Genomic DNA, 19,556 nt, shown 5'->3' on the forward strand with positions numbered 1-19,556 from the left:
AAGCGGCGTATTCTAGCGGCTTGGGTACCGGCCTTTCCAGCGGGGCAGGCGCGGCAATATATATGCTCTGCAAGCCTAGCAGGCATTGGTAGTAAAACCTGTCCAGGTTCACAGAGGCCGTCAAAGATTCCGCTGGCGCTCTATCCTGCATTCGCCCGCGTTTGGGAATCGGGCAATACCCAATACCCGCTGTATTGGGCTAGTGCAGAGATGATCATTTTTTGATCAGATAAATTCTTAATCAGTCGCTGCCCCGGTCGCGCCCTTGACCAGCCTCTTCCGCGTTCTCTTCTGTGTTTGCAGATTCGTCGACTTTGAGGCCGTACTTCTTCGATCTCCAGCGCCACAAACGCTTAGCCAGCTCCTGGCGGTCGGGTGTTTTATCTGCCTCGTCGACAATTTCTTCGCCGAGCAGGGTCTCCAGCAGATCCTCCAGGGTCACCAAACCTTCGAGACTGCCATATTCGTCCATAACAGCACTAATCTGCACGCGGCGGGACAGCATTTTCTGGAACGCTTGGTAGATAGTGGCTGTTTCCGGCAGGATCAACATTTCACGGCGATAATCCGCCAGAGTTTTCTGGTGCTCGCCTTTGGCGTAGGCCAGCAATAGCTCCTGCCGCAATACAAAACCCACCACACAATCCGGGTCGCGATTTTCATAGACCGGGATACGGGAGAAACGCCCTTTCTCTGCATCCTCGTAGGCCTCTTCCACAGTGATGTCCTGCGGCAGGGAGAAGACCACCGTGCGGGGAGTCATCACCTCGCGCACGGAGTGGTCCCGCAGGGTGAAGAATAGGTTGCGCAGGATACTGGACTCCCGCTGCTCTAACTGCCCTTCGGCCTCGCCAATTTCCGCCATAATGGCGAACTCATCGCGGCTAAAGCCCGTAAGGGTTGGGCCGTGGGACAGGCCTTTGGTCAACCACTCGGACATTTTTACAAACGGGTGGAGCAACCAAACCAGACCGCGCAATACATAAGCGGTAGTGGGGGCCAGTTGGCGCCAGTACACGGCTCCCAGTGTCTTGGGGATAATTTCAGAAAAGACCAGAATCAACAGAGTCAGGATCGCTGATGCGATACCCAGGTATTCATTGCCAAAAACCGCTGCTGCCTGGGCACCGGCACCTGCAGCACCCGCTGTGTGCGCGACGGTATTCAGGGTGAGGATAGCGGCCAGGGGGGCATTAATATCGGATTTTAATTTGCGCAGCAAAGACCCCGCTTTATGCCCTTCCCGTTCCATTAGGCGCACGTATGGCGTTGTTACGCTGAGAATAACCGACTCGGCTATCGAGCACAGAAAAGAAAAGCCAAGGGCAATAAAAATGTAGGTTATCAGTAAAATCATAATTCTCGAGCGTAAATATCACCAGAATAAAAGTTTCGCGCTCCACCTATTGCGCAATAAATCAGTCCACTCAGCAATCCACTGAGTAGCCCTCCAATATTTGCTGGGTTGGCAAAATTAACCCCCAAGATGAAACCAAATATCCCCAACGCACTTAGAACAAGCCAAGCCGTCATTACGAGTAAAATACTCCTAGGAATATCCTGCCAAGCAGGTTGCCAACGCTGAACTACCAAAGCAAAACCAACAAGTGTGTAAATTACTCCCGACATGCCGGCAAAATAGGACTGTGGAGCCCACAAGAACTGTGTGAGGTTTGCCACAAGCCCTCCAAGCACCACCAACGCAATTAAAACTGAGGCCCCTCCTCGAACTTCAATTGGCCGGGCTAAAATCCATAGGGCTAAAGCATTCATAAGGGCCTGCAAGAATGAAAAATGTACAATTGCAGGGCTCCACAACCTCCAATACTCACCTTCCTGCAAGTGCTTAGCCAATGTTGACTGACCGACGCTAGTGCCAGCCGGGTCAGGAGTAATTAAAAGCAAGCCCGCCAAGCTACTAGTGAATAAAAACCACCCCAGAAAACAAAGAGTAATTAACAGAAAAGTTAAAGGGGTGCTATCCAGAGGGAAGCTTGGTATATAGTAAGTCCTCTCACCCCTCTCAGAATCTGGCTCGCTACTCTCCTTGCCTTTAGATTCATTTAACTCTGAATCCACTTCATTAATTTCCAAACCCCGGATCAACTGAGAAAAATAAAAATCAAGATCTATTTTTTCAGTATCCCAGTGACTAATCAGTGGCCTTAAGAGTTCCGCCAATTTAGTATCTTCGGCTATTACGCATTGTTGTTTGCCTTTTTCAATAATTCGTACTGGCAAACCGTGACTTTGTATAAAACGGGCTAATTCCGTCAATTCTTTCTCCATCGGGAAAGAATAAACGGTTATCCATTGGCTCACTTATCACAACCTTTTTTCTAATAGAATCTGAGTCAAAATCCGAGCTACAACTAAACCGCCATAGCCCGCATAATAATCCGCTTCTTTAACATGGGGCTTGCATCTACCATGCTCAACCCAGTGTTACGCAGCCAGCGCCAGTGCACATCGCCAGCACCGAACAAAGACTTAAAGGCACTCATCGCTTTCATAGTGGCGGCGTTGTCGCCGCGACGGCGGCGTTCGTAGCGGGCCAAAACTGAAGAGTGAGAGGGCTCCAGGCCGCGTGCCATAGCGCGGTCAATTTCATCTGCCAGCACCCGTACATCCTGCAGCCCAAGATTTACACCCTGGCCCGCGAGGGGGTGGATACTGTGGGCGGCGTCTCCCACCAATACAGCACCAGGGCCACGATAACGTTCTGCATGGCGCGCGCGCAGGGGGAAGGAAAAGCGCTCACTGACGGATTCCACTTTGCCCAAACGGCTCTCAAAGGCTTTTTCCAGGTTCAGGGCAAAGGCCTGGTCATCCAGCATCAATAGCTCCTGCGCCAACGCTTCATCCGCAGACCAAACCACGGCGCAGTGATTGTCATCCCCCAACCCCGCGAGAGGTAAAAATGCCAGTGGACCCGTTTGTAAAAAGCGCTGCCAAGCGGTGTGACGGTGAGATTTCTCACTGCGCGCGACACACACCAACGCAGTTTGATGGTAATCGGTATCCTGGGAGCGGATATGCAGTAAGTCCCGCACTTTAGAGCGGGCGCCATCGGCACCGATTAACAGGCGGGTGCGCACTATCTCAGGTTGCTCACGGAGGCCATCCTCTTCATTTAAGCGATCTTCACCGCGGGGCTGTAAATGCCAGAGTCCGCAGTCGCGCCACCAGCTCTCCAGGCGAAAACCATTGACCAACTCCACGTTGGGTAGGGTTTCCAGCCGTGCTCTTAACGCGGCGACAATGACATTATTCTCGACGATATGACCGAGATTCGGCAGCTGCACATCGCGGCTGTTAAAGCTTACTGAGCCGGTTCCATCTGCATCCCAAACCCGCATTTCCACATAGGGGCAGGCGCGGCGGCTGGCAATATCATCCCAGGCTCCCACCTCTTCGAGCAGCTCGCGGGAGGCCTGTGTCAGGGCCACCACGCGAGGTTCATACTGCGGTGACAATTGCGGCGTTGTTTCCGGGGACGCCTCCAGCAAGGCCAGACGCATGCCCGGGTGCCGAACTGCCAGCAGCGCTGCCTGGGCCATGCCCACCATGCCCGCACCCACAATGGCAAAATCCAAACGATGTCTGTTCATAAAAGCCAATTCCGCTGAAGTGGCAGTAGCCGTCCCCGACCCTGCACCTTTTAAAGCCCAAATCCCGCCGCTTGACTGACAAATTCCCGGCGCAGCGGCGGGACCATTGTAAGGCCGAGCATTCCCAACTGACGAATTCCCTGTTGCAGCCAGCCGGAAGAGGAAAACAGTGTGGGAATACGGTCACTGAATCCAATCGTCAATTGCTGGTCCAGCTGGCGCATCTCTCCGTATTGCTGCAGGAAATCGAGCCGCCCTGGCAATGTATCCGACGTCACTGTCGACAGCGCTTGTGCCAATCCATAACAGTCCCGCAGAGTCAGGTTAAAACCCTGCCCTGCTACTGGGTGCAAAAAGTGGGCACAATTGCCCATCAACACCACATTCCGGCGCCACTGTTCCTGGGCGATCGATAAACTCAGTGGATACCCCTGAACGGCTCCAACCTTAATAAAACGTCCGGCACGCCAACCAAATACCTGCTGCAGTTTTTTCAGGCGTTCAGCCTCAGGCATTACACCGACACGCTCAGCTTCTGCTTCCTCGCAAGCCCACACTAGTGCCGCGCGGTGCTGCCCTTCTCTATCTGGCAGCGGTAAAAGTGCCATGGGCCCCATTCGGGTGAAGCGCTCGTAAGCCACACCTTGGTGAGGCTGTTGCAGAGCGACAGTAGCGACCAGCGCTCTCTGAGGGTACTTAACCGAGCTGATTTCTATTCCCAGCTGGCGGCAAAGGGGAGAGTTCACCCCATCGGCAACGACCACCAATCCGCAGAACAGTGCCTCATCGGGGGAATTCTCACCGGATCGCCACAACAGGTTTGCGCCCGCAGAGGTCATGTTAATGTCAGTAACCTGCGCCGGCGCTAATAATTGGGTGGAAGTGCTAGTCAGTGCACTGTGGAGAATCGGGCCCAGCGCTGCATTTTCTATCACTGCACCCAGAATGCCCTCAAAGTTGACTCCCTGTCCCTCACGGGTCGAGAGGGCGGCGCCAAATGCATGCCCCCGGTCACTCACATGAATACGATCAATCGGGGCGCTATAGGCTTGCAGAGCAGGCCAGAGTCCAAGCTCCGCAAACAACTGCAAGCTGCCTGCGGCAATGGCTGTGGCTCGCGTGTCGAAACTCGGCAACTGAATACTGGCAGCGGCATCCGGCAGTGCTCTCTGCTCCAGGAGCGCCACACTGAGTTGAGGACAAAAATGTGACAACATTAATGCCAGGCTGGCTCCCGCCATGCCGCCACCGACAATGGCCACATCTACTTTACGCGCCGACTCACCCATCCCAATTCCCCCTTTGATTATTCGGCATTGAAATATTATTGGCCGAACAATCCAACAATCACTTCTAACGGGTCAGTAAGTCCCGTCCGTGAAGCATGGTGTATTCAATATCTTCAATCGCTTTTGGAGCCGCTGCTGAGAGGATCTGAGGCCCTCTATTGGTAAGTGCGACATCATCTTCGATTCGAATCCCGATCCCGCGAAATTCTGCGGGAATACTCTCATCGTCCTCCGGGACATAAATTCCGGGTTCGACCGTCATTACCATTCCGGCTTCCAGCTGGCGCCAGGCTCCATGAATGCGATAATCACCCACATCGTGCACATCCATGCCCAGCCAATGGCCAACCCGGTGCATATAAAACTGCCGATAAGCGCCAGACTCTATCAACCCCTGGGTGTCGCCTCGCAACAGTCCTAAATCGACCAACCCCTGAGTGATTATCTCAACACTGGCAGCGTGGGGATGGTCCCAGTGATTGCCCACTGAAACCTGTTCAATCGCCGCTTGCTGTGCCGCCAAAACGATCTCATAAAGTGCGCGCTGCGGTCCGCTAAATGAACCATTAACCGGATAGGTGCGAGTAATATCGGCCACATAACCACGGTACTCACAGCCCGCATCCACCAGCACCAAGTCCCCATCGCGCAACTGGGCATTATTACTGCAATAGTGCATCACCAACGCATTGCCGCCACCCCCAACGATAGTGGGATAGGCTGTTTCCCGAGCTCCGGAGTCGACAAAGGTATGCAGGAGAGCAGCCTCCAGCTGGTATTCGTAAAGGCCCGGCTGGCATCGGGTCATAGCCCGGCTGTGTGCCTCGGCACTGATTTTGGCCGCCTGCTCCATTAAGCGAATTTCCTGGGCCGACTTGATCAGTCGCATTTCCCGCAACTGGTAATCGAGGTCGACCATTTCCGGTGCCCCCCCGGTATCCGGCGCTGCGGTAATCCGCTCCAGGTAATTGCGGATTCGCTTATCCAAATGGGCGTAGCGGCCCATGGGGAAATAGAGCAGCTCGCGCCCTTCTAGCAGCCCCGGCAAAATATCATCGAGATCACCGATGGGAAATGCATCGTTCAAGCCGCACTGCTGCATCGCGCGCTCCGGCCCCAGGCGCGGGCCATCCCACTTTTCTTTTTCCGCATCGCGCTCGCGACAGAACAACAGGGTTTCTCCCTGTGTTCGTCCCGGCACCAAAACCAGCAGCGCTTCCGGTTCATCAAACCCAGTGAAATACAAAAAATCACTGTCCTGGCGAAACGGAAAATAAGTATCCCGGGAACGCAGTTGCTCCCCAGCAGATGACACGATTGCCAAACTACCTGCGGGCAAATCTGCCATCAGGCGGTTGCGTCGGCGGGCGTACTCAGATCGACTGATTCCCGCTGTGGTTTTCGGGGTCTTAGACATCAGTGAATGGTGGGCTCGCTATTGGAGTCCTTACCCTTTACCTCAGTAAATATATTGAGTACGGCTACGCGCACGTATTCCTGCAGTTCCACCAGTTGCAGCTCAGTCTCCTCACCCTCTTCAACATGTTCGGCATCCAATTGAGCGATGGCACTAATATCTTTTAAAGCTTCGTCACTGGTGGGCATCAATTTTTCCCGGGCCCCGCCGACACCAAAGCCGTGCAGGAATCCATCGCACCAATGACCCAGCGCCAGAGCGCGGGAGACAACATCTTCGTCATCGCACAGCACCAACTGAAAATCGAAGTTAGAGCCGTCGAGCTGCTTGTGGCTTTCCTCAGTCAGCTGGAAAAAATCCCGATTGAGATCTGCCGGCACCGCCTCCACATCGAGCAATCCGGCCAGCTCATTCTGCCAACGCTGTTTGTCCGGTCGCTCGCCCGCCGCCAAAATGCCACAGATAAAACCGTGCAATTCACTGGGGTCAGCCTGCCCCCCAGCTGAGAGAATGGCGTTGGCGAGGAGTTCAAATCGGCTAGCTTCAGAAGTCATGGTTACCGTACAGCTTTTTGTAAATTAGGCTTTTCAATCCGGCCGTCACACTAGTGCCAAACCGGGAATTTGAGGCATTAAGAGACAATTTTGTGATTGTCCGCGCAGGTGCAGCGATTGACCCACCAATACGCCGGCAATATAGTAGCGGAATCCCTCGCAGTCTGTCGTGTTGCGAACTCAGACGTCGACCTCAAATGCAGGAAATATGGATAAGCTGCAAGCGCTAGAAAGCACCGTGGATTCACTCATTGCCCGCTGTCAACAATTGGCGGATGACAATCGTGAATTACGCCGGCAGGAAGCCGACTGGCTGCGTGAACGCCAGCGCCTGATAAAAAATAACGAGGCCGCCCGCTCGCGGGTAGAAGCTATGATTAACCGTCTTAAGGGGCTAACGCAAGATACCTGATGTCTGAAACCGCATCACCCTCCGAAACTGTAACTGTTTCTATTCTCGATAAAGAGTACCGTGTCGCCTGCGCGGAAAGCGAGCGCGCCGGACTACAGGCTTCGGCACACCTGCTACACGAACGCATGTCCCGCATCCGCGCAACAGGTACTGTCATCGGCTTAGAGCGTATCGCCGTAATGGCAGCGCTTAATATTGCCCACGAGCTTATCCAGGCGAAAGCTGAGCTCAGCTCCATTCCCCTGCAAGAGGAAATGTTGGAGCGGCTTACTGATAAGGTGCAAAGTGCATTGGGCGAAATAGACTCGGAAGAAAAACTTCAGGAGTAAGGTGACAAGAAGCCACTTTCTGCTACCGGTCACTTCATTTAAATTTCTGGTTAACAGCCCCCCGCTCTACAAGTTATAATTGGTTCATACCCTGGGGTGTTGGCCAGCAGACTATGTCCTTGAGCCGATAATCTTACCCCGGTGGTTTCCAGCGGGTGCTGGTGAGCAAGTCCGCCTTGTAGCGGAAAGCCTTATGTACTCCGGATCCCACCACCTTGAACCTTACGGTTCAAGGCTCCGTCTACAGCCGCACACTCGGGGTACCCTATTTCTTCACGCTCTTCTCTTCCCACAATGACTGAAACCAAAACGCAACTGCGCCGCCGTATGCGCGCGGGGCGACGGGAACTCAGCGCCTATCAACAGCGTTTGCATGGCCGTGCAGCCATCACTCTCCTGAGCCGTATCCCACAAATGAATCGAGCAGTGCATGTCGGTATCTATTGGCCGACTGATGGCGAGCTGGATGTCCGCTACCTGCTGCAACGTTTTCCACAAAAACATTTTTATTTGCCACAGCTGCCGGCAGAACCACACCCCCACCTCCGGTTCAGGCGTTGGCAAGGCGAACCCCTGGCTTTTCGCAATCGCTATCGCATTCCGGAGCCTGTGCGCACAGCTCACCGCGCTCCCAAGCTCCTGGATCTTGTTTTGGTTCCTCTGGTCGCCTTCGACCCCAGCGGAGCGCGCTTGGGTATGGGGGCCGGTTTCTACGATCGGACTTTTGAGCGCAAACAGTTATTACCAGGCACTGGACCACAACTTATCGGCGCGGCGCACCATCTACAATGTGTGGATAACCTGCCCACAGACAATTGGGATATCCCACTGGATATGGTGGTTACAGAGCAAAGGATTTACCGCTGCCGCTAAAAAGTGGATAGTGGAGTACAAAAAAAGCCGGACACCTAAGTGTCCGGCTTTTTTTGTGTTTGCTCGTGGGCAGAGCGCCCCCCCGGCATCAGCCTAACGGGTAACCACTCCCTGTTGCAGAGCAGCCGGCGGTTCAGCTTCGGAAGAAAATACCTCAGATAAACCACTGGTACTCAACAGAACGCCCGCGACAAAGACAACCACAGCGATTGTCAGCGCATCGGCTTTCATTGGGACCATCCTGTACGATAATTTTGTTTTTATATGCGTTTCGCCCCGCTTATGACCAAAGCCACAGCAAAAGTTCCACGCGAATAGACAATACTCAAGAAGCGGCGTAATAGTAACCGTTTATTGGATATTTTATGAGTTTTTTGTCTCAAAATTAGACAAGCAAGTTCGACAAAACAGGATTTGCAGTCTATACACGTTTCGATAAATGAGACGTCTTTCTCAGGTATCGGGAAGCGATGGTTTAAGCGCCCAAAAATAACCGATAAGCCGGATTCTGTGTTTCATCCCAAAAACGAAATTGAAGCTGGTGTAATAGTGTCTGTAGTTCGTCCCTCGCTGCCGGCTCCACCTGCAATCCCACAAGAACACGCCCATAAGCTGCCCCGTGATTGCGATAGTGAAACAGCGTTATATTCCAACGCCCGGCGAGATGCTCGAGGAACTTGCGCAAGGCCCCCGGGCGCTCGGGAAATTCAAAGCGGTAAATAACTTCGTCGGGCAAGCCCGGCACTCTACCTCCCACTAAATGGCGAATATGCAGTTTCGCCATTTCGTTATCGGTAAGATCGGTAACCTGATAATCTTTGGACTCAAGCTGACTGACCAATTGGCTGCGGTCTTCCTCAGATACCACCTGCAAACCCACAAAGATATGCGCTTCGTTATCACTGGCAAAACGATAGTTAAACTCAGTAATTGAGCGGTCCCCTAAATCCCGGCAGAACTGCAGGTAACTTCCCGGTTGCTCAGCAATTTTTACTGCGAGGACCGCCTCGCGCTTTTCACCGATCTCAGTGCGCTCACTAATGTAGCGCAGGCGATCAAAATTAATATTGGCTCCACTGCACACTGTGGCGAAGGTGCCATTGCGATTGTCGTTTTGCTCCAGATATTTCTTCAGCCCCGCCAAACCGACGGCCCCGGCCGGCTCAGCGATAGAGCGTGTATCCTCGAATATATCCTTAATGGCCGCACAGATTTCATCGGTACTAACAGTGATAACCCCATCCACGGTTTCGCGCAGAACCCGGAAGGTCTCCTCACCGATTTGTGCAACGGCAACACCATCGGCAAACAAGCCCACCTCCGCTAGCCGAGCGCGCTCGCCGGCTTTCAGCGCGGCCTCCAGACAGGCAGCATCCTGCGGCTCTACACCGTAGACTTTGGTTTCCGGACGTACATATTTGATATAGGCGGCCATACCCGCAGCTAAACCACCCCCTCCGACCGGAATAAACACCGCGTCCAGGTTACCCGAGTGCTGTCGCAGCATCTCCATAGCCACGGTGCCCTGGCCGGCGATTACATCGGGGTCATCGTAGGGGTGGATAAATACCAGCCCCCGCTCTTCAACCAGCTCGCGAGCCCTCGCCGCCGCTTCATCAAAAGTATCCCCATGTAGCACGACTTCGGCACCGCGCATGCGCACAGCACTCACCTTAATTTGCGGGGTGGTTTTGGGCATCACTATAGTGGCGCGCACTCCCATTTGGGCAGCGCTCAGGGCAAGCCCCTGGGCATGGTTACCCGCCGATGCAGCAATCACTCCCCGGGCCCGCTCCTCGGCGGGCAACTGCAGGAGCTTGTTGTATGCCCCTCGAATCTTGAAGGAAAACACCGGCTGCAGATCTTCGCGCTTCAACAGAATCCGGTTGTTAAACCGATGGGAGAGTTGGCGCATTTGCTCCAATGGCGTCTCGGTAGCGACATCGTAAATACGTGCGTCTAAAATGCGCTTGATATAGGACTTGGGCATGACGTGTTTGACGGCCGTAGCGGTTAATTACTGTGCGCGACTCAGCGTAGACTAATAGCAGGGTTACAAAGGCCCTGTGTGAAGCGCAGCACCGGCATGACAGTCTAAGCCTTGAGAAGCACATTTGCCACAAAAAACAACCAGACGCGCTTTTTTTTATCGTCAGATACAAATTAAGGCGAAATAATTGCAAAGGAAACTATCCAGAGTATGACCCAGGATGAATTGAAACAGGCGACAGCTCGCGCCGCTATCGACTATATCGCCCCGCGCCTGGAGGACAATTCCATTGTCGGCGTAGGTACCGGTTCCACCGCTAACTTCTTTATCGATTACCTGGCGGAGATCAAAGGTACCTTTGACGGTACTGTGGCCAGTTCTGAAGCCTCCGCACAGCGACTCAAATCCCACGGCATTCCCGTTTATGAACTTAATGCCGTCGACAGCATCCAGTTCTATGTGGATGGTGCCGATGAAGTGAACCCGGCCCTTGAAATGATCAAAGGTGGTGGTGCTGCATTGACTAGAGAAAAAATCGTGGCGGCCTGCTCTGAAGAATTTATCTGCATTGCCGATGAGAGCAAGTGGGTAAAAGTCCTGGGAGAGTTTCCCCTACCGGTTGAAGTTATCCCCATGGCACGCTCGCTGGTTGCCCGGGAGCTGGTTAAACTGGGCGGTGATCCGGTTTATCGTCAAGGTGTGATCACAGATAATGGCAATGCCATTCTCGATGTATACAATCTGCGTATCGAACACCCCACTGTCCTTGAAGAAACCATCAATAACATTACCGGTGTGGTGACCAACGGTATCTTTGCCAAGCGCTCCGCCGATATTTTACTGCTTGGCACCAGTGCCGGAGTGAAGACCATTACCGTTTAAACATGTCGTAAATAGTTATGCACAAAAAAAATAAAAAATGCGGACTGCTGGTTTTGCTCAGTGCTGTTGCACTGAGCAGCGGCTGTGCAACCGCGCCTCCAAGTAATCTCGACAACGTCTGCTCTATTTTCCAGGAAAAAAAGAAGTGGTACGGCGAGGCAAAAGACGCGGAGGAAAAATGGGGCTCTCCAATTGCAGTGATGATGGCAATCATGCACCAGGAATCCCGTTTTGTGCATGATGCCAAGCCCCCGCGCACCAAGATCCTGGGCTTTATCCCCGGCCCGAGGCCGTCCGATGCCTACGGTTATCCCCAGGCTCTGGGGACCACTTGGCGCCACTACCAAAGGTCTTCCTTTAACTACGGTGCCGATCGGGATGATTTTGGCGACGCCATCGATTTTATCGGCTGGTATAACAACACCAGTGCACGCCAGTGCCAGATACGCGCCAATGACACCTACAGCCTTTACCTCGCCTACCACGAGGGGCACGGTGGTTTTAATCGGCGCACTTTCCAGAATAAAGCCTGGCTAAAGAATGTATCCCACAAGGTATCTGCCAGGGCGCAAAAATATCAGCAACAACTCAATAGCTGCGAACAGTCGCTGAAAAAACGCAAGAAATTTCTCTGGATTTTCTAGCTGATCACAGCGACCGTTAGTCGCAAGGCCCACCTCGGTTTAAATTCGGTGCAGTTTTCCTGCATTATGAGCGGCGGCAGCCGCTCACTAAATTTTATGACCTCACAACTACTCCAGGAAAAATTCTCCTTGCTGGCGGAAAAAGGCGCTACAAGGCGCCAGAAACTGACTACGCTGAAGACTAATAGCTACCCGCTTTAGACTTGGTACAGGTCACTAAAGCTCCGCCACAAGCATAAATTTACAGCCCCAACGTGACGCTGGGTGCTCCCTCTGAGAAGCAAAAGCGTCCTTATACTTTTTGGAGTGCCCGATGAAGCTCTTTTTGAAATACCTGGCTGTATTGGCTATATCACTCAGCGTGCCGATGACCTTCGCACAACCTGCTACCAGCCAAACAACCGCCCCCAAAGCTTCGTTTAGCGAACCGCAGCTCAAGCAATTTGCCAACGCCTATCGCTCTATCGTGATGCTGAGTCGAGAATACGCTCCCAAACTGAAAGCGGCTGCCGATATCAAGGAAGCGGAAGCGATCAACAAAGAAGCACAGGGAAAAATGATCGCCGCAATTGAAAAAGCCGGCCTTTCCAAAACCAAATACCAGGAAATTGCCAACAGCATTAAATCGAATCCCGCCCTACTGGAGAAAGTGAACAAAATTCTTCAGCAAAGCCACGCGCCACAGCAGTAATCCAACTTTGTGAGTGGCGCTTTGATCAGCTCATTGCGTCACTCAAATCCAGCTTTACATCTAACACCTGGCAAATAATCGGCAAATTGGTTTTCACCCAATTCTTGTCAAAAGAGCCCCAATCACGCAGCAGGTAGTAGCCGTCATTGTGGCGCACGCCTTCCTGAATGAACTCTACAACTGTGCCATGCCCCGGCAATCCTTTCGCAATAATGTCCTGCACCGTACGGCGAGGCCATCCAGTTGCCTCCTCCAAAGTAGGATTATTGGGACGCGGAATATGCTCGATCAGGTAAGCAATCAACATTCGCCGGCAGATGGTCGGGTTTAACAGACTTGCAACAGACGTCGGTGACATTTGACCAGTCCTTCACTAACGGAATTTTTCCTATTGTTGACGAATATGACTTACAGGTCGAGGAAATAGTGATTCACTATCGCTATCAAACTTTAAAAGAACTGTCAGTCCACAGAGGATCAAGCATAGAAAATTGTTGAGAGCAAAACTGGGATTTTCAGTCGTTAACGCAAAAAATACACATTAAAAGACAGAAATAGACAACTTTTATTCCATAAGCCCATTAAGTTCGAAACTGTCACCACTAATAAAAGCACAGGCAGTTGCATATAAATTAAGCAGAAGCCTGACTTTCTCTCTCTGTTTGCGCATAATCCATACCGTAATACAGCAGCAGACAGAAAATAATTGTGAGGCTGAAAGAGTGGACAATGAAAACCCCAAACTCCGCGAAGCGGGGCTAGGTATTCCCGCCGCTGCGGTAAAGGCCCATCTGGTTGGCGCACAAGCGACCGGACTGGACTGCCAACAACTACTCATCGATAGCGGAATCGCCCCCGCCCAGCTAGATGATCCCGATAGCCGCGTTGGCCGGGAGCAGATGGCCAACTTGTTACGCCTTGAGTGGGATTTTCTGAACGATGAGTCAGGAGGATTCCTGGCGCGCCCTTGGCTGCCGGGCACTTTTGCCATGATGGGGCACGCTTGTATCACCTGTCCCAACCTGCGCCGAGCCCTGCTTCGCTCTAGCCGCTTTATCAGCATGGTGAGTGACGACTTGCACATCAAGCTGGTCGAGGATGGTGAAGAAGCTCGACTGATCATTCACCACACCAATGAAAAAAAATTGCCCAACCAAATTTTCGTCGAATCTATCGCGGTAATCTGGTTGCGCTTTTTTAGCTGGCTGATCGACCGTACCATTTTATTAGAGCGCGTTCTTCTGGCGTTTCCCCCGCCCGACTACAACGAAGACTACAGCGATATGTTCCCTTGCAGGCACTACTTTAACCAAGGTGAAACCTGCCTGGTATTTAACACTCGCTATTTGCAAATGCCCCTGGTACGCGATGAGCAACAGCTGGCAGACTTCCTGTCCCGCGCCCCCGAGTGCCTGTTGACCCAATACAAATCCGACCACAGTTTCACCGGTCGTATTCGCCGTATGCTGCAACAGCAAAACAGTATCGAAAATCTGTCACTGGATGATGTCGCCGCACGCTTGTACACATCTCCACAGACACTGCGCCGCCGCCTCAAAGAGGAGGGCAACAGCTGGCAGGATATTAAAGACTCTGTTCGACGGGATATGGCGGTTTACCAGTTAAAACAACAGGAAACCGCTGTAGCTGAAATTGCCGAGCGCCTGGGCTTTTCCGAACCCAGCGCTTTTAATCGCGCATTTAAAAAGTGGACAGGGCTAGCTCCCGGAGCTTACAGGGATAAATTCCGTAGTTAAGGCGACACTAAAAATCCCGGTCAAAAGACCGGGATTTTTTATAAATGAAATCCACCTTGGCAAATATCCTTTAAAGGGATTCCCGTATCCCGGCTACTCCTGAGAGTTTGTCACTACCCGGATACTAACTCGCTCAACATTGAGGGCTTTTTGGTCCCTCTTCTCTGACATATCTTCCGCTACAGGCTTAGCCGAGCCCATTCCTGTTGCAGTGATACGGTTTGCCGCTATCCCCTTCTTCAGTAGAAGCTCTTTCACTACATCCGCACGTTCTTGGGAAATTTCCTGCTCTGCAATTTCATTGCCCTCACCTTTAACATGCCCTTCAATCGCAATGGTTAAGTTGGGGTTGTCCTGCATGATTTTTGCCAGAGCATCGATATCCTCAGCTGCAGGGTTGGTGATTTTTGCGGTTCCCTTTTCAAAGTTCACCCGCATGGGAAATTCCCGGTCGGGATTGTCTGAAAAGCTCTTGAGGTAATCACGCAAATTACTGGAAAAGTTATCGGGACCCAGTTGCGCTTCCTCTTCCGCTTTCTCAAGGGGGGAATCCCCTACTGGCTGTGAAGCGGACTCCATAAAGCTCGCTTCCTGGGAAGTCATGGAAGGATTACTTTCTGAATTTTCCTTTTTCCCTTTCAACATACACATATTCAATGCGTAGAGAACCACAAGTACCAACAGCAAAGGAAAAAACCAGCTACTGAAACTAACCGGTTTACGTTTTTCTTCGGGCCCCTGAATTGCTGTAGCCCGAGGTTCCTGGGGTTTGGCGTGGCCATGGGTAACCAGAGCGTCTCCCAGCTTCCCAAAATCTGGAACGTCGATTGCTTGGAGAAGGTTATCCGGTATATACCCCTGTAAATGCTCCCGCTGCCCAATCAGGAATGAAGCCAAGTCGGAAACATCCATTTTTTGAACTTTGGCCTGGCTTTGCATCAACGAAGTAACTATCGGTGCGGATACACTCAATAGATCTCCGCCCTCTTTCCCCAAATTATTCGCTGCAACTTCCAGGACCTCTTTTTTACGACTGCTGAAAATTTTTTCCAGCATTTTCTCACCGATGTCTGTAATTGACTTCAACTTTTCTGGTGAGGAAATAGCGGTGGCAAATTTAGACAAATCCAGCGCTTCACTTTCAGAAATTAAATTAAATAAATAACCCATTCCCGTCTTGCTACTAGCCCTGTTCAACATACCAGCCAGTATGTAAGCAACACCTGAGCAGAGTGCAGCTTCACCTTGCCCTGCCGGCAAATTCAAAGCCTTTGTCAGCGCATCAATACCCCCGGAGCCCAATTGGCCGGTAGCCATATCCAAAACATTATCCGCCATAGCCAAACCTCGCTCACCACCTCAGGGACCGTCAAAGTACATTTATTTGTCCGGGGTCACCTGTGTGTTACCCATTCAAATTTTTCTCAGCTGCCCTGTATCACCCATTACCCTGCCTGACATGGGATTCCTCCAGCCGCAAAGATAATTTAAGTGCCAATTTACCGTGCCAAAATTTCAATAGATTTAGGCGCCTTACTTGAGTGTACGGCAGTACCTCCACATGGTTAGGTTAATTTGGAATAAATAAAAAGATATTTGACTAGGAATTTTTCGGTAGTACCTGGAAGCTGAGTCATCTCCCGTGGCAATTTTTATCATTGAACCCAAGCTGCACCGCACTATGGTAATAAGCGAAACCATAAAATAAAAAGAGGCTAAAACCGTGCCAACCGAAGCCTACATCTACGATGCTATCCGCACCCCGCGGGGCAGAGGCAAATCCAGCGGTGCCCTTCACGAAGTCAAACCTATCACCCTGCTTTCAGATCTCCTGAAAGAATTACAGACCCGCAATAGATTCGACACTGCCAAAGTGGACGACATCGTTATGGGCTGTGTTACACCGATCGGAGATCAGGGTGCCGATATCGCAAAAGTTGCAGCTTTAGCTGCCAATTGGGACTGGGATATCGGTGGCGTAACTCTGAATCGCTTCTGTGCCTCCGGTGCCGAAGCGGTCAATCTCGCCGCTACCAAAGTTCGCTCCGGGTGGGAGCATCTGGTAGTGGCCGGAGGTGTAGAGTCCATGTCGCGGGTGCCCATGGGCAGCGATGGCGGCGCTTGGGCGATGGACCCACGCACAGCAATAGATACTGGATTTGCACCCCAGGGCATTGGCGCGGACTTGATCGCTACACTCGGCGGATTTTCCCGCGAGGATGTGGATAACTTTGCGCTGGACTCTCAGCACAAAGCGGCAGCCGCCTGGAAGCGCGGTGCTTTCGAAAAATCTGTGATTCCCGTACGCGACCAAAATGGCCTGACAATACTCGATCACGACCAGCTGGTGCGCCCAGATGCGTCCATAGAGGCCCTGGCACAACTCAAGCCGTCCTTTGCCGGGATGGGTGACCTGTGCTTCGACAGCATTGCCATATCCCGTTACCCACAGGTCGAATCAATCAACCATGTTCACACTGCGGGAAATTCCTCAGGAATCGTCGATGGCGCAGCCGCCCTACTGATCGGCAGTGAACAGGCCGGGCGGGATCTGGGGCTCAGCCCCCGCGCCCGTATTGTCTCCGCTGCGGTAGTGGGCACTGAGCCCACTATCATGCTCACAGGCCCCGCGCCCGCCACTCGCAAAGCCCTAAAGGCCGCAGGCCTGACGGTGCAGGATATTGACCTCTTTGAGGTGAATGAAGCCTTCGCGGCAGTGGTGATGCGTTTCCAACACGAGTTGGACGTGGACCCACAAAAACTCAACGTTAACGGCGGCTCAATCGCTATGGGCCACCCCCTCGGCGCGACCGGTGCAATGCTGATCGGCACAGTATTGGATGAGCTGGAACAACGGCAACTTCGCTACGGCCTGGTCACACTATGTGTGGGCGGCGGTATGGGTGTAGCAACCATTATCGAAAGAGTTTAGGGGGCAGACTATGAAATCCATTCGCCTGGAAAAAGACGATCACAATATTGTCCACCTGATTATGGACAACCCCAATGCCTCAGCCAATGTGATGGATCGGGATTTTACCGAGTCGCTGAGCGCAGCGGTTGAGCAACTTAAGCAGCAAGAATTTTCTGGAATTATTGTTCGCTCCACAAAAAATACCTTTTTTGCCGGCGGCGACCTCAAATCTTTATTTGCAGCAAAAATTGAAGAAGCTAAACCTTTCTTCGAATCCTGCGAATCAATGAAAGCCAACCTGCGCTGGCTGGAAACCCAGGGTAAACCCGTCGTTGCTGCGATTAATGGCACAGCTTTGGGCGGTGGCTGGGAAATTGCCCTCAGCTGCCATCAGCGCATTGTTATCGATAGCACCGCAATAAAACTGGGATTGCCTGAAGTCACATTAGGCTTACTACCTGGTGGTGGCGGCTGTGTACGTATGCCCCGCCTTTTAGGCATCCAGGAGTCTCTACCCTACTTACTGGAAGGAAAACAGGTGAGGCCGCAACAGGCTCTCAAAGCCGGTCTGGTACATCAGCTCGTTACCAGTGAAAATGAATTACTAGAGAAGGCTGTCTCTTATATTCGAGAGAATAGTGAGCAACCTGTTGCTCAGCCCTGGGATCAACCGGATTACCGGATGCCGGGAGGGGACGCAAAGAATCCTAAAAATGCGCAGTTACTGATGATCGCCCCAGCAATGCTGGAGAAAAAAACCAAGGGATGTCTGCCGGCCCCAGAGTCGATAATGGCAACCGTCGTCGAAGGGTCAAGGGTCGACTTCGAAACTGCTACGCGAATTGAGTCCCGACATTTTGTAGGCCTCGCTTGCGGGCAGGTTGCCAAAAACATGATCGGTACTTTCTGGTTTGCACTCAACGAAGTCAAAGCCGGAGCATCGCTGCCCGCCGCCGCCCGCGATCATAAAACGTCGCCCATGCAAAAAATTGGCATACTCGGCGCCGGCATGATGGGCTCAGCCATTGCCTACGCCTGTGCCAGTAAAGGTGTTGATGTCGTATTAAAAGATGTATCCATGGAAGGTGCCTTAGCCGGCAAACAATATGCAGAGAAATCCCTGCAAAAACGCTTACAGCGGGGTCGCATTACCGAGGACAAGGTCAATCAGATCCTCTCCCGTATCACGCCCACAGACAGCAATACCGACCTGGCTGATTGTGAGTTGGTGATAGAAGCAGTTTTCGAAGACCGGGAACTCAAGCGTAAAGTTACCCAGGAAGCCGAAGCACAGCTGCCGAAAAATGCAGTATTTGCTTCCAATACTTCGACACTGCCGATCACTGGGCTCGCTCAAGCTTCCGACCGTCCCCAGCAATTTATCGGCCTACATTTCTTCTCCCCTGCCGACAAGATGCCACTGGTGGAAATTATCTGTGGGGAGCAAACCAGTGATGAGACTCTCGCCCAAGCCTTCGCCTTTGTATTGCAGATTGGCAAGACTCCTATCGTTGTTAACGACAGCCGTGGCTTCTTCACCTCAAGGGTATTCGGCTGCTTTACCAATGAAGGTATCGGCATGCTTAGCGAAGGCGTTAATCCCGCCACCATTGAAAATGCCGCAGCCCTAGCTGGCTTCCCAGTCGGCCCTCTAGCTGTTAGTGACGAGGTCTCCCTAACGCTGATGAGCCGTATACGCCAGCAGACCATCAACGACCTGCAAAAAGAGGGTAAACCCGCCCCCACGCATCCCGCCGACGGAGTGATCGACCGAATGCTTGAAGTGGGTCGCGCTGGTAAGGCCGCAGGTGGCGGCTTCTATACTTACCCTGAGGGCGGGAAAAAGCACTTATGGAGTGGCCTTGAGAAGGAATTTCCCGCCAAAAAGGCACTGCCGATAGAAGATGTGAAGGAACGGCTGCTGTTTATTATGGCTCTGGAGACACTTCGCTGTTATCAAGAGGATGTGCTACGCAGCGTACGCGATGCCAATATTGGCTCTATCTTCGGTATCGGCTTCCCACCCTGGACCGGTGGTGCATTGCAATACATCAGCCAGTTTGGCCTGAAAGCGTTTACCCAACGCGCCCAGCAACTGGCTGATGCCTATGGGGATCGATTTGCCCCGCCAGCAATTTTGCTGGATCTGGCAGAGTCAGGAAAAGCTCTGGCAGACAACCCTTAACCCAGGGG

At 52.3% G+C, this 19,556-nt stretch carries 19 protein-coding genes and 1 other RNA gene; 10 read left to right on the forward strand and 10 right to left on the reverse strand.

Going from position 1 to position 19,556, the window contains the following annotated elements:
* Positions 1-241: 241 nt before the first annotated feature.
* The 6 genes from ACG1BZ_RS21420 to ACG1BZ_RS21445 form a co-directional block, all read right to left on the reverse strand.
* Positions 242-1,357 carry a CNNM domain-containing protein gene (locus ACG1BZ_RS21420; RefSeq protein ID WP_413663599.1) on the reverse strand — a complete coding sequence of 372 codons (1,116 nt, stop codon included), beginning with the start codon at positions 1,355-1,357 and terminating at the stop codon, positions 242-244.
* The gene (locus ACG1BZ_RS21425) at positions 1,354-2,322 is read right to left on the reverse strand and encodes a rhomboid family intramembrane serine protease (protein WP_413663600.1); all 969 of its coding nucleotides are present in this window, start codon (positions 2,320-2,322) and stop codon (positions 1,354-1,356) included. The genes ACG1BZ_RS21420 and ACG1BZ_RS21425 overlap by 4 nt, the downstream gene beginning before the upstream one ends.
* A 50-nt stretch (positions 2,323-2,372) precedes the next feature.
* Positions 2,373-3,611, reverse strand: coding sequence for a UbiH/UbiF/VisC/COQ6 family ubiquinone biosynthesis hydroxylase (locus ACG1BZ_RS21430; protein ID WP_413663601.1), 1,239 nt, complete (start codon positions 3,609-3,611; stop codon positions 2,373-2,375).
* Positions 3,612-3,661: 50 nt separating this feature from the next.
* Positions 3,662-4,900: an FAD-dependent monooxygenase gene (locus tag ACG1BZ_RS21435; RefSeq protein WP_413663602.1), complete on the reverse strand. Its 1,239-nt coding sequence runs from the start codon at positions 4,898-4,900 to the stop codon at positions 3,662-3,664.
* Between the two features lie 64 nt (positions 4,901-4,964).
* Complete coding sequence (gene pepP, locus ACG1BZ_RS21440) at positions 4,965-6,317, reverse strand: Xaa-Pro aminopeptidase (RefSeq protein WP_413663603.1); 1,353 nt, start codon at positions 6,315-6,317, stop codon at positions 4,965-4,967.
* Positions 6,317-6,871: a UPF0149 family protein gene (locus tag ACG1BZ_RS21445; protein WP_413663604.1), complete on the reverse strand. Its 555-nt coding sequence runs from the start codon at positions 6,869-6,871 to the stop codon at positions 6,317-6,319. Before ACG1BZ_RS21445 ends, pepP begins: the two co-directional genes overlap by 1 nt.
* A gap of 208 nt (positions 6,872-7,079) precedes the next feature.
* Between ACG1BZ_RS21445 and ACG1BZ_RS21450 the strand changes: the two genes are divergently transcribed.
* The 4 genes from ACG1BZ_RS21450 to ACG1BZ_RS21465 all read left to right on the forward strand — a co-directional run bounded on the left by ACG1BZ_RS21450 (position 7,080) and on the right by ACG1BZ_RS21465 (position 8,485).
* Complete coding sequence (locus ACG1BZ_RS21450) at positions 7,080-7,283, forward strand: TIGR02449 family protein (protein WP_108734784.1); 204 nt, start codon at positions 7,080-7,082, stop codon at positions 7,281-7,283.
* Positions 7,283-7,612 carry a cell division protein ZapA gene (locus ACG1BZ_RS21455; protein WP_413663605.1) on the forward strand — a complete coding sequence of 110 codons (330 nt, stop codon included), beginning with the start codon at positions 7,283-7,285 and terminating at the stop codon, positions 7,610-7,612. The genes ACG1BZ_RS21450 and ACG1BZ_RS21455 overlap by 1 nt, the downstream gene beginning before the upstream one ends.
* Before the next feature lie 85 nt (positions 7,613-7,697).
* Positions 7,698-7,878, forward strand: a non-coding RNA gene (gene ssrS, locus ACG1BZ_RS21460) — 6S RNA.
* A gap of 28 nt (positions 7,879-7,906) precedes the next feature.
* The gene (locus tag ACG1BZ_RS21465; RefSeq protein WP_413663606.1) at positions 7,907-8,485 is read left to right on the forward strand and encodes a 5-formyltetrahydrofolate cyclo-ligase; all 579 of its coding nucleotides are present in this window, start codon (positions 7,907-7,909) and stop codon (positions 8,483-8,485) included.
* Between the two features lie 93 nt (positions 8,486-8,578).
* Here ACG1BZ_RS21465 and ACG1BZ_RS21470 read toward each other — a convergent pair whose 3' ends face one another.
* A complete protein-coding gene (locus ACG1BZ_RS21470) occupies positions 8,579-8,716 on the reverse strand; it encodes a hypothetical protein (protein ID WP_192879435.1) in 138 nt (45 codons plus the stop codon).
* Positions 8,717-8,960: 244 nt separating this feature from the next.
* Positions 8,961-10,475, reverse strand: a complete 1,515-nt coding sequence (gene ilvA / locus ACG1BZ_RS21475; protein ID WP_413663607.1) for a threonine ammonia-lyase, biosynthetic — start codon at positions 10,473-10,475, stop codon at positions 8,961-8,963.
* A 210-nt stretch (positions 10,476-10,685) separates the two neighbouring features.
* On the opposite strand from ilvA, the gene rpiA reads away from it, so the two are divergent.
* The 3 genes from rpiA (at position 10,686) to ACG1BZ_RS21490 (ending at position 12,692) form a co-directional block, all read left to right on the forward strand.
* A complete protein-coding gene (rpiA, locus tag ACG1BZ_RS21480) occupies positions 10,686-11,357 on the forward strand; it encodes a ribose-5-phosphate isomerase RpiA (protein ID WP_282930934.1) in 672 nt (223 codons plus the stop codon).
* Between the two features lie 17 nt (positions 11,358-11,374).
* Positions 11,375-12,001, forward strand: a complete 627-nt coding sequence (locus ACG1BZ_RS21485) for a transglycosylase SLT domain-containing protein (protein ID WP_282930933.1) — start codon at positions 11,375-11,377, stop codon at positions 11,999-12,001.
* 313 nt (positions 12,002-12,314) lie between these two features.
* The gene (locus tag ACG1BZ_RS21490; RefSeq protein ID WP_282930932.1) at positions 12,315-12,692 is read left to right on the forward strand and encodes a DUF4168 domain-containing protein; all 378 of its coding nucleotides are present in this window, start codon (positions 12,315-12,317) and stop codon (positions 12,690-12,692) included.
* Between the two features lie 25 nt (positions 12,693-12,717).
* Here ACG1BZ_RS21490 and ACG1BZ_RS21495 read toward each other — a convergent pair whose 3' ends face one another.
* A complete protein-coding gene (locus ACG1BZ_RS21495; RefSeq protein WP_413663608.1) occupies positions 12,718-13,050 on the reverse strand; it encodes a helix-turn-helix domain-containing protein in 333 nt (110 codons plus the stop codon).
* A 364-nt stretch (positions 13,051-13,414) separates the two neighbouring features.
* On the opposite strand from ACG1BZ_RS21495, the gene ACG1BZ_RS21500 reads away from it, so the two are divergent.
* On the forward strand, positions 13,415-14,449 hold the full coding sequence (locus ACG1BZ_RS21500; RefSeq protein WP_282930930.1) for an AraC family transcriptional regulator: 1,035 nt from the start codon (positions 13,415-13,417) through the stop codon (positions 14,447-14,449).
* 93 nt (positions 14,450-14,542) lie between these two features.
* Here the strand turns inward: ACG1BZ_RS21500 and ACG1BZ_RS21505 are convergent, their stop codons facing one another.
* On the reverse strand, positions 14,543-15,787 hold the full coding sequence (locus ACG1BZ_RS21505) for an OmpA family protein (protein ID WP_413663609.1): 1,245 nt from the start codon (positions 15,785-15,787) through the stop codon (positions 14,543-14,545).
* Between the two features lie 385 nt (positions 15,788-16,172).
* On the opposite strand from ACG1BZ_RS21505, the gene ACG1BZ_RS21510 reads away from it, so the two are divergent.
* Positions 16,173-17,381 (forward strand): acetyl-CoA C-acetyltransferase, encoded by a 1,209-nt coding sequence (locus ACG1BZ_RS21510; RefSeq protein WP_413663610.1) that lies wholly within the window; start codon positions 16,173-16,175, stop codon positions 17,379-17,381.
* 10 nt (positions 17,382-17,391) lie between these two features.
* Positions 17,392-19,548: a 3-hydroxyacyl-CoA dehydrogenase NAD-binding domain-containing protein gene (locus ACG1BZ_RS21515; RefSeq protein ID WP_413663611.1), complete on the forward strand. Its 2,157-nt coding sequence runs from the start codon at positions 17,392-17,394 to the stop codon at positions 19,546-19,548.
* Positions 19,549-19,556: the final 8 nt, after the last annotated feature.

The organism is Microbulbifer sp. CNSA002, from assembly GCF_047324085.1.
In the GTDB taxonomy this organism is placed as follows: domain Bacteria; phylum Pseudomonadota; class Gammaproteobacteria; order Pseudomonadales; family Cellvibrionaceae; genus Microbulbifer.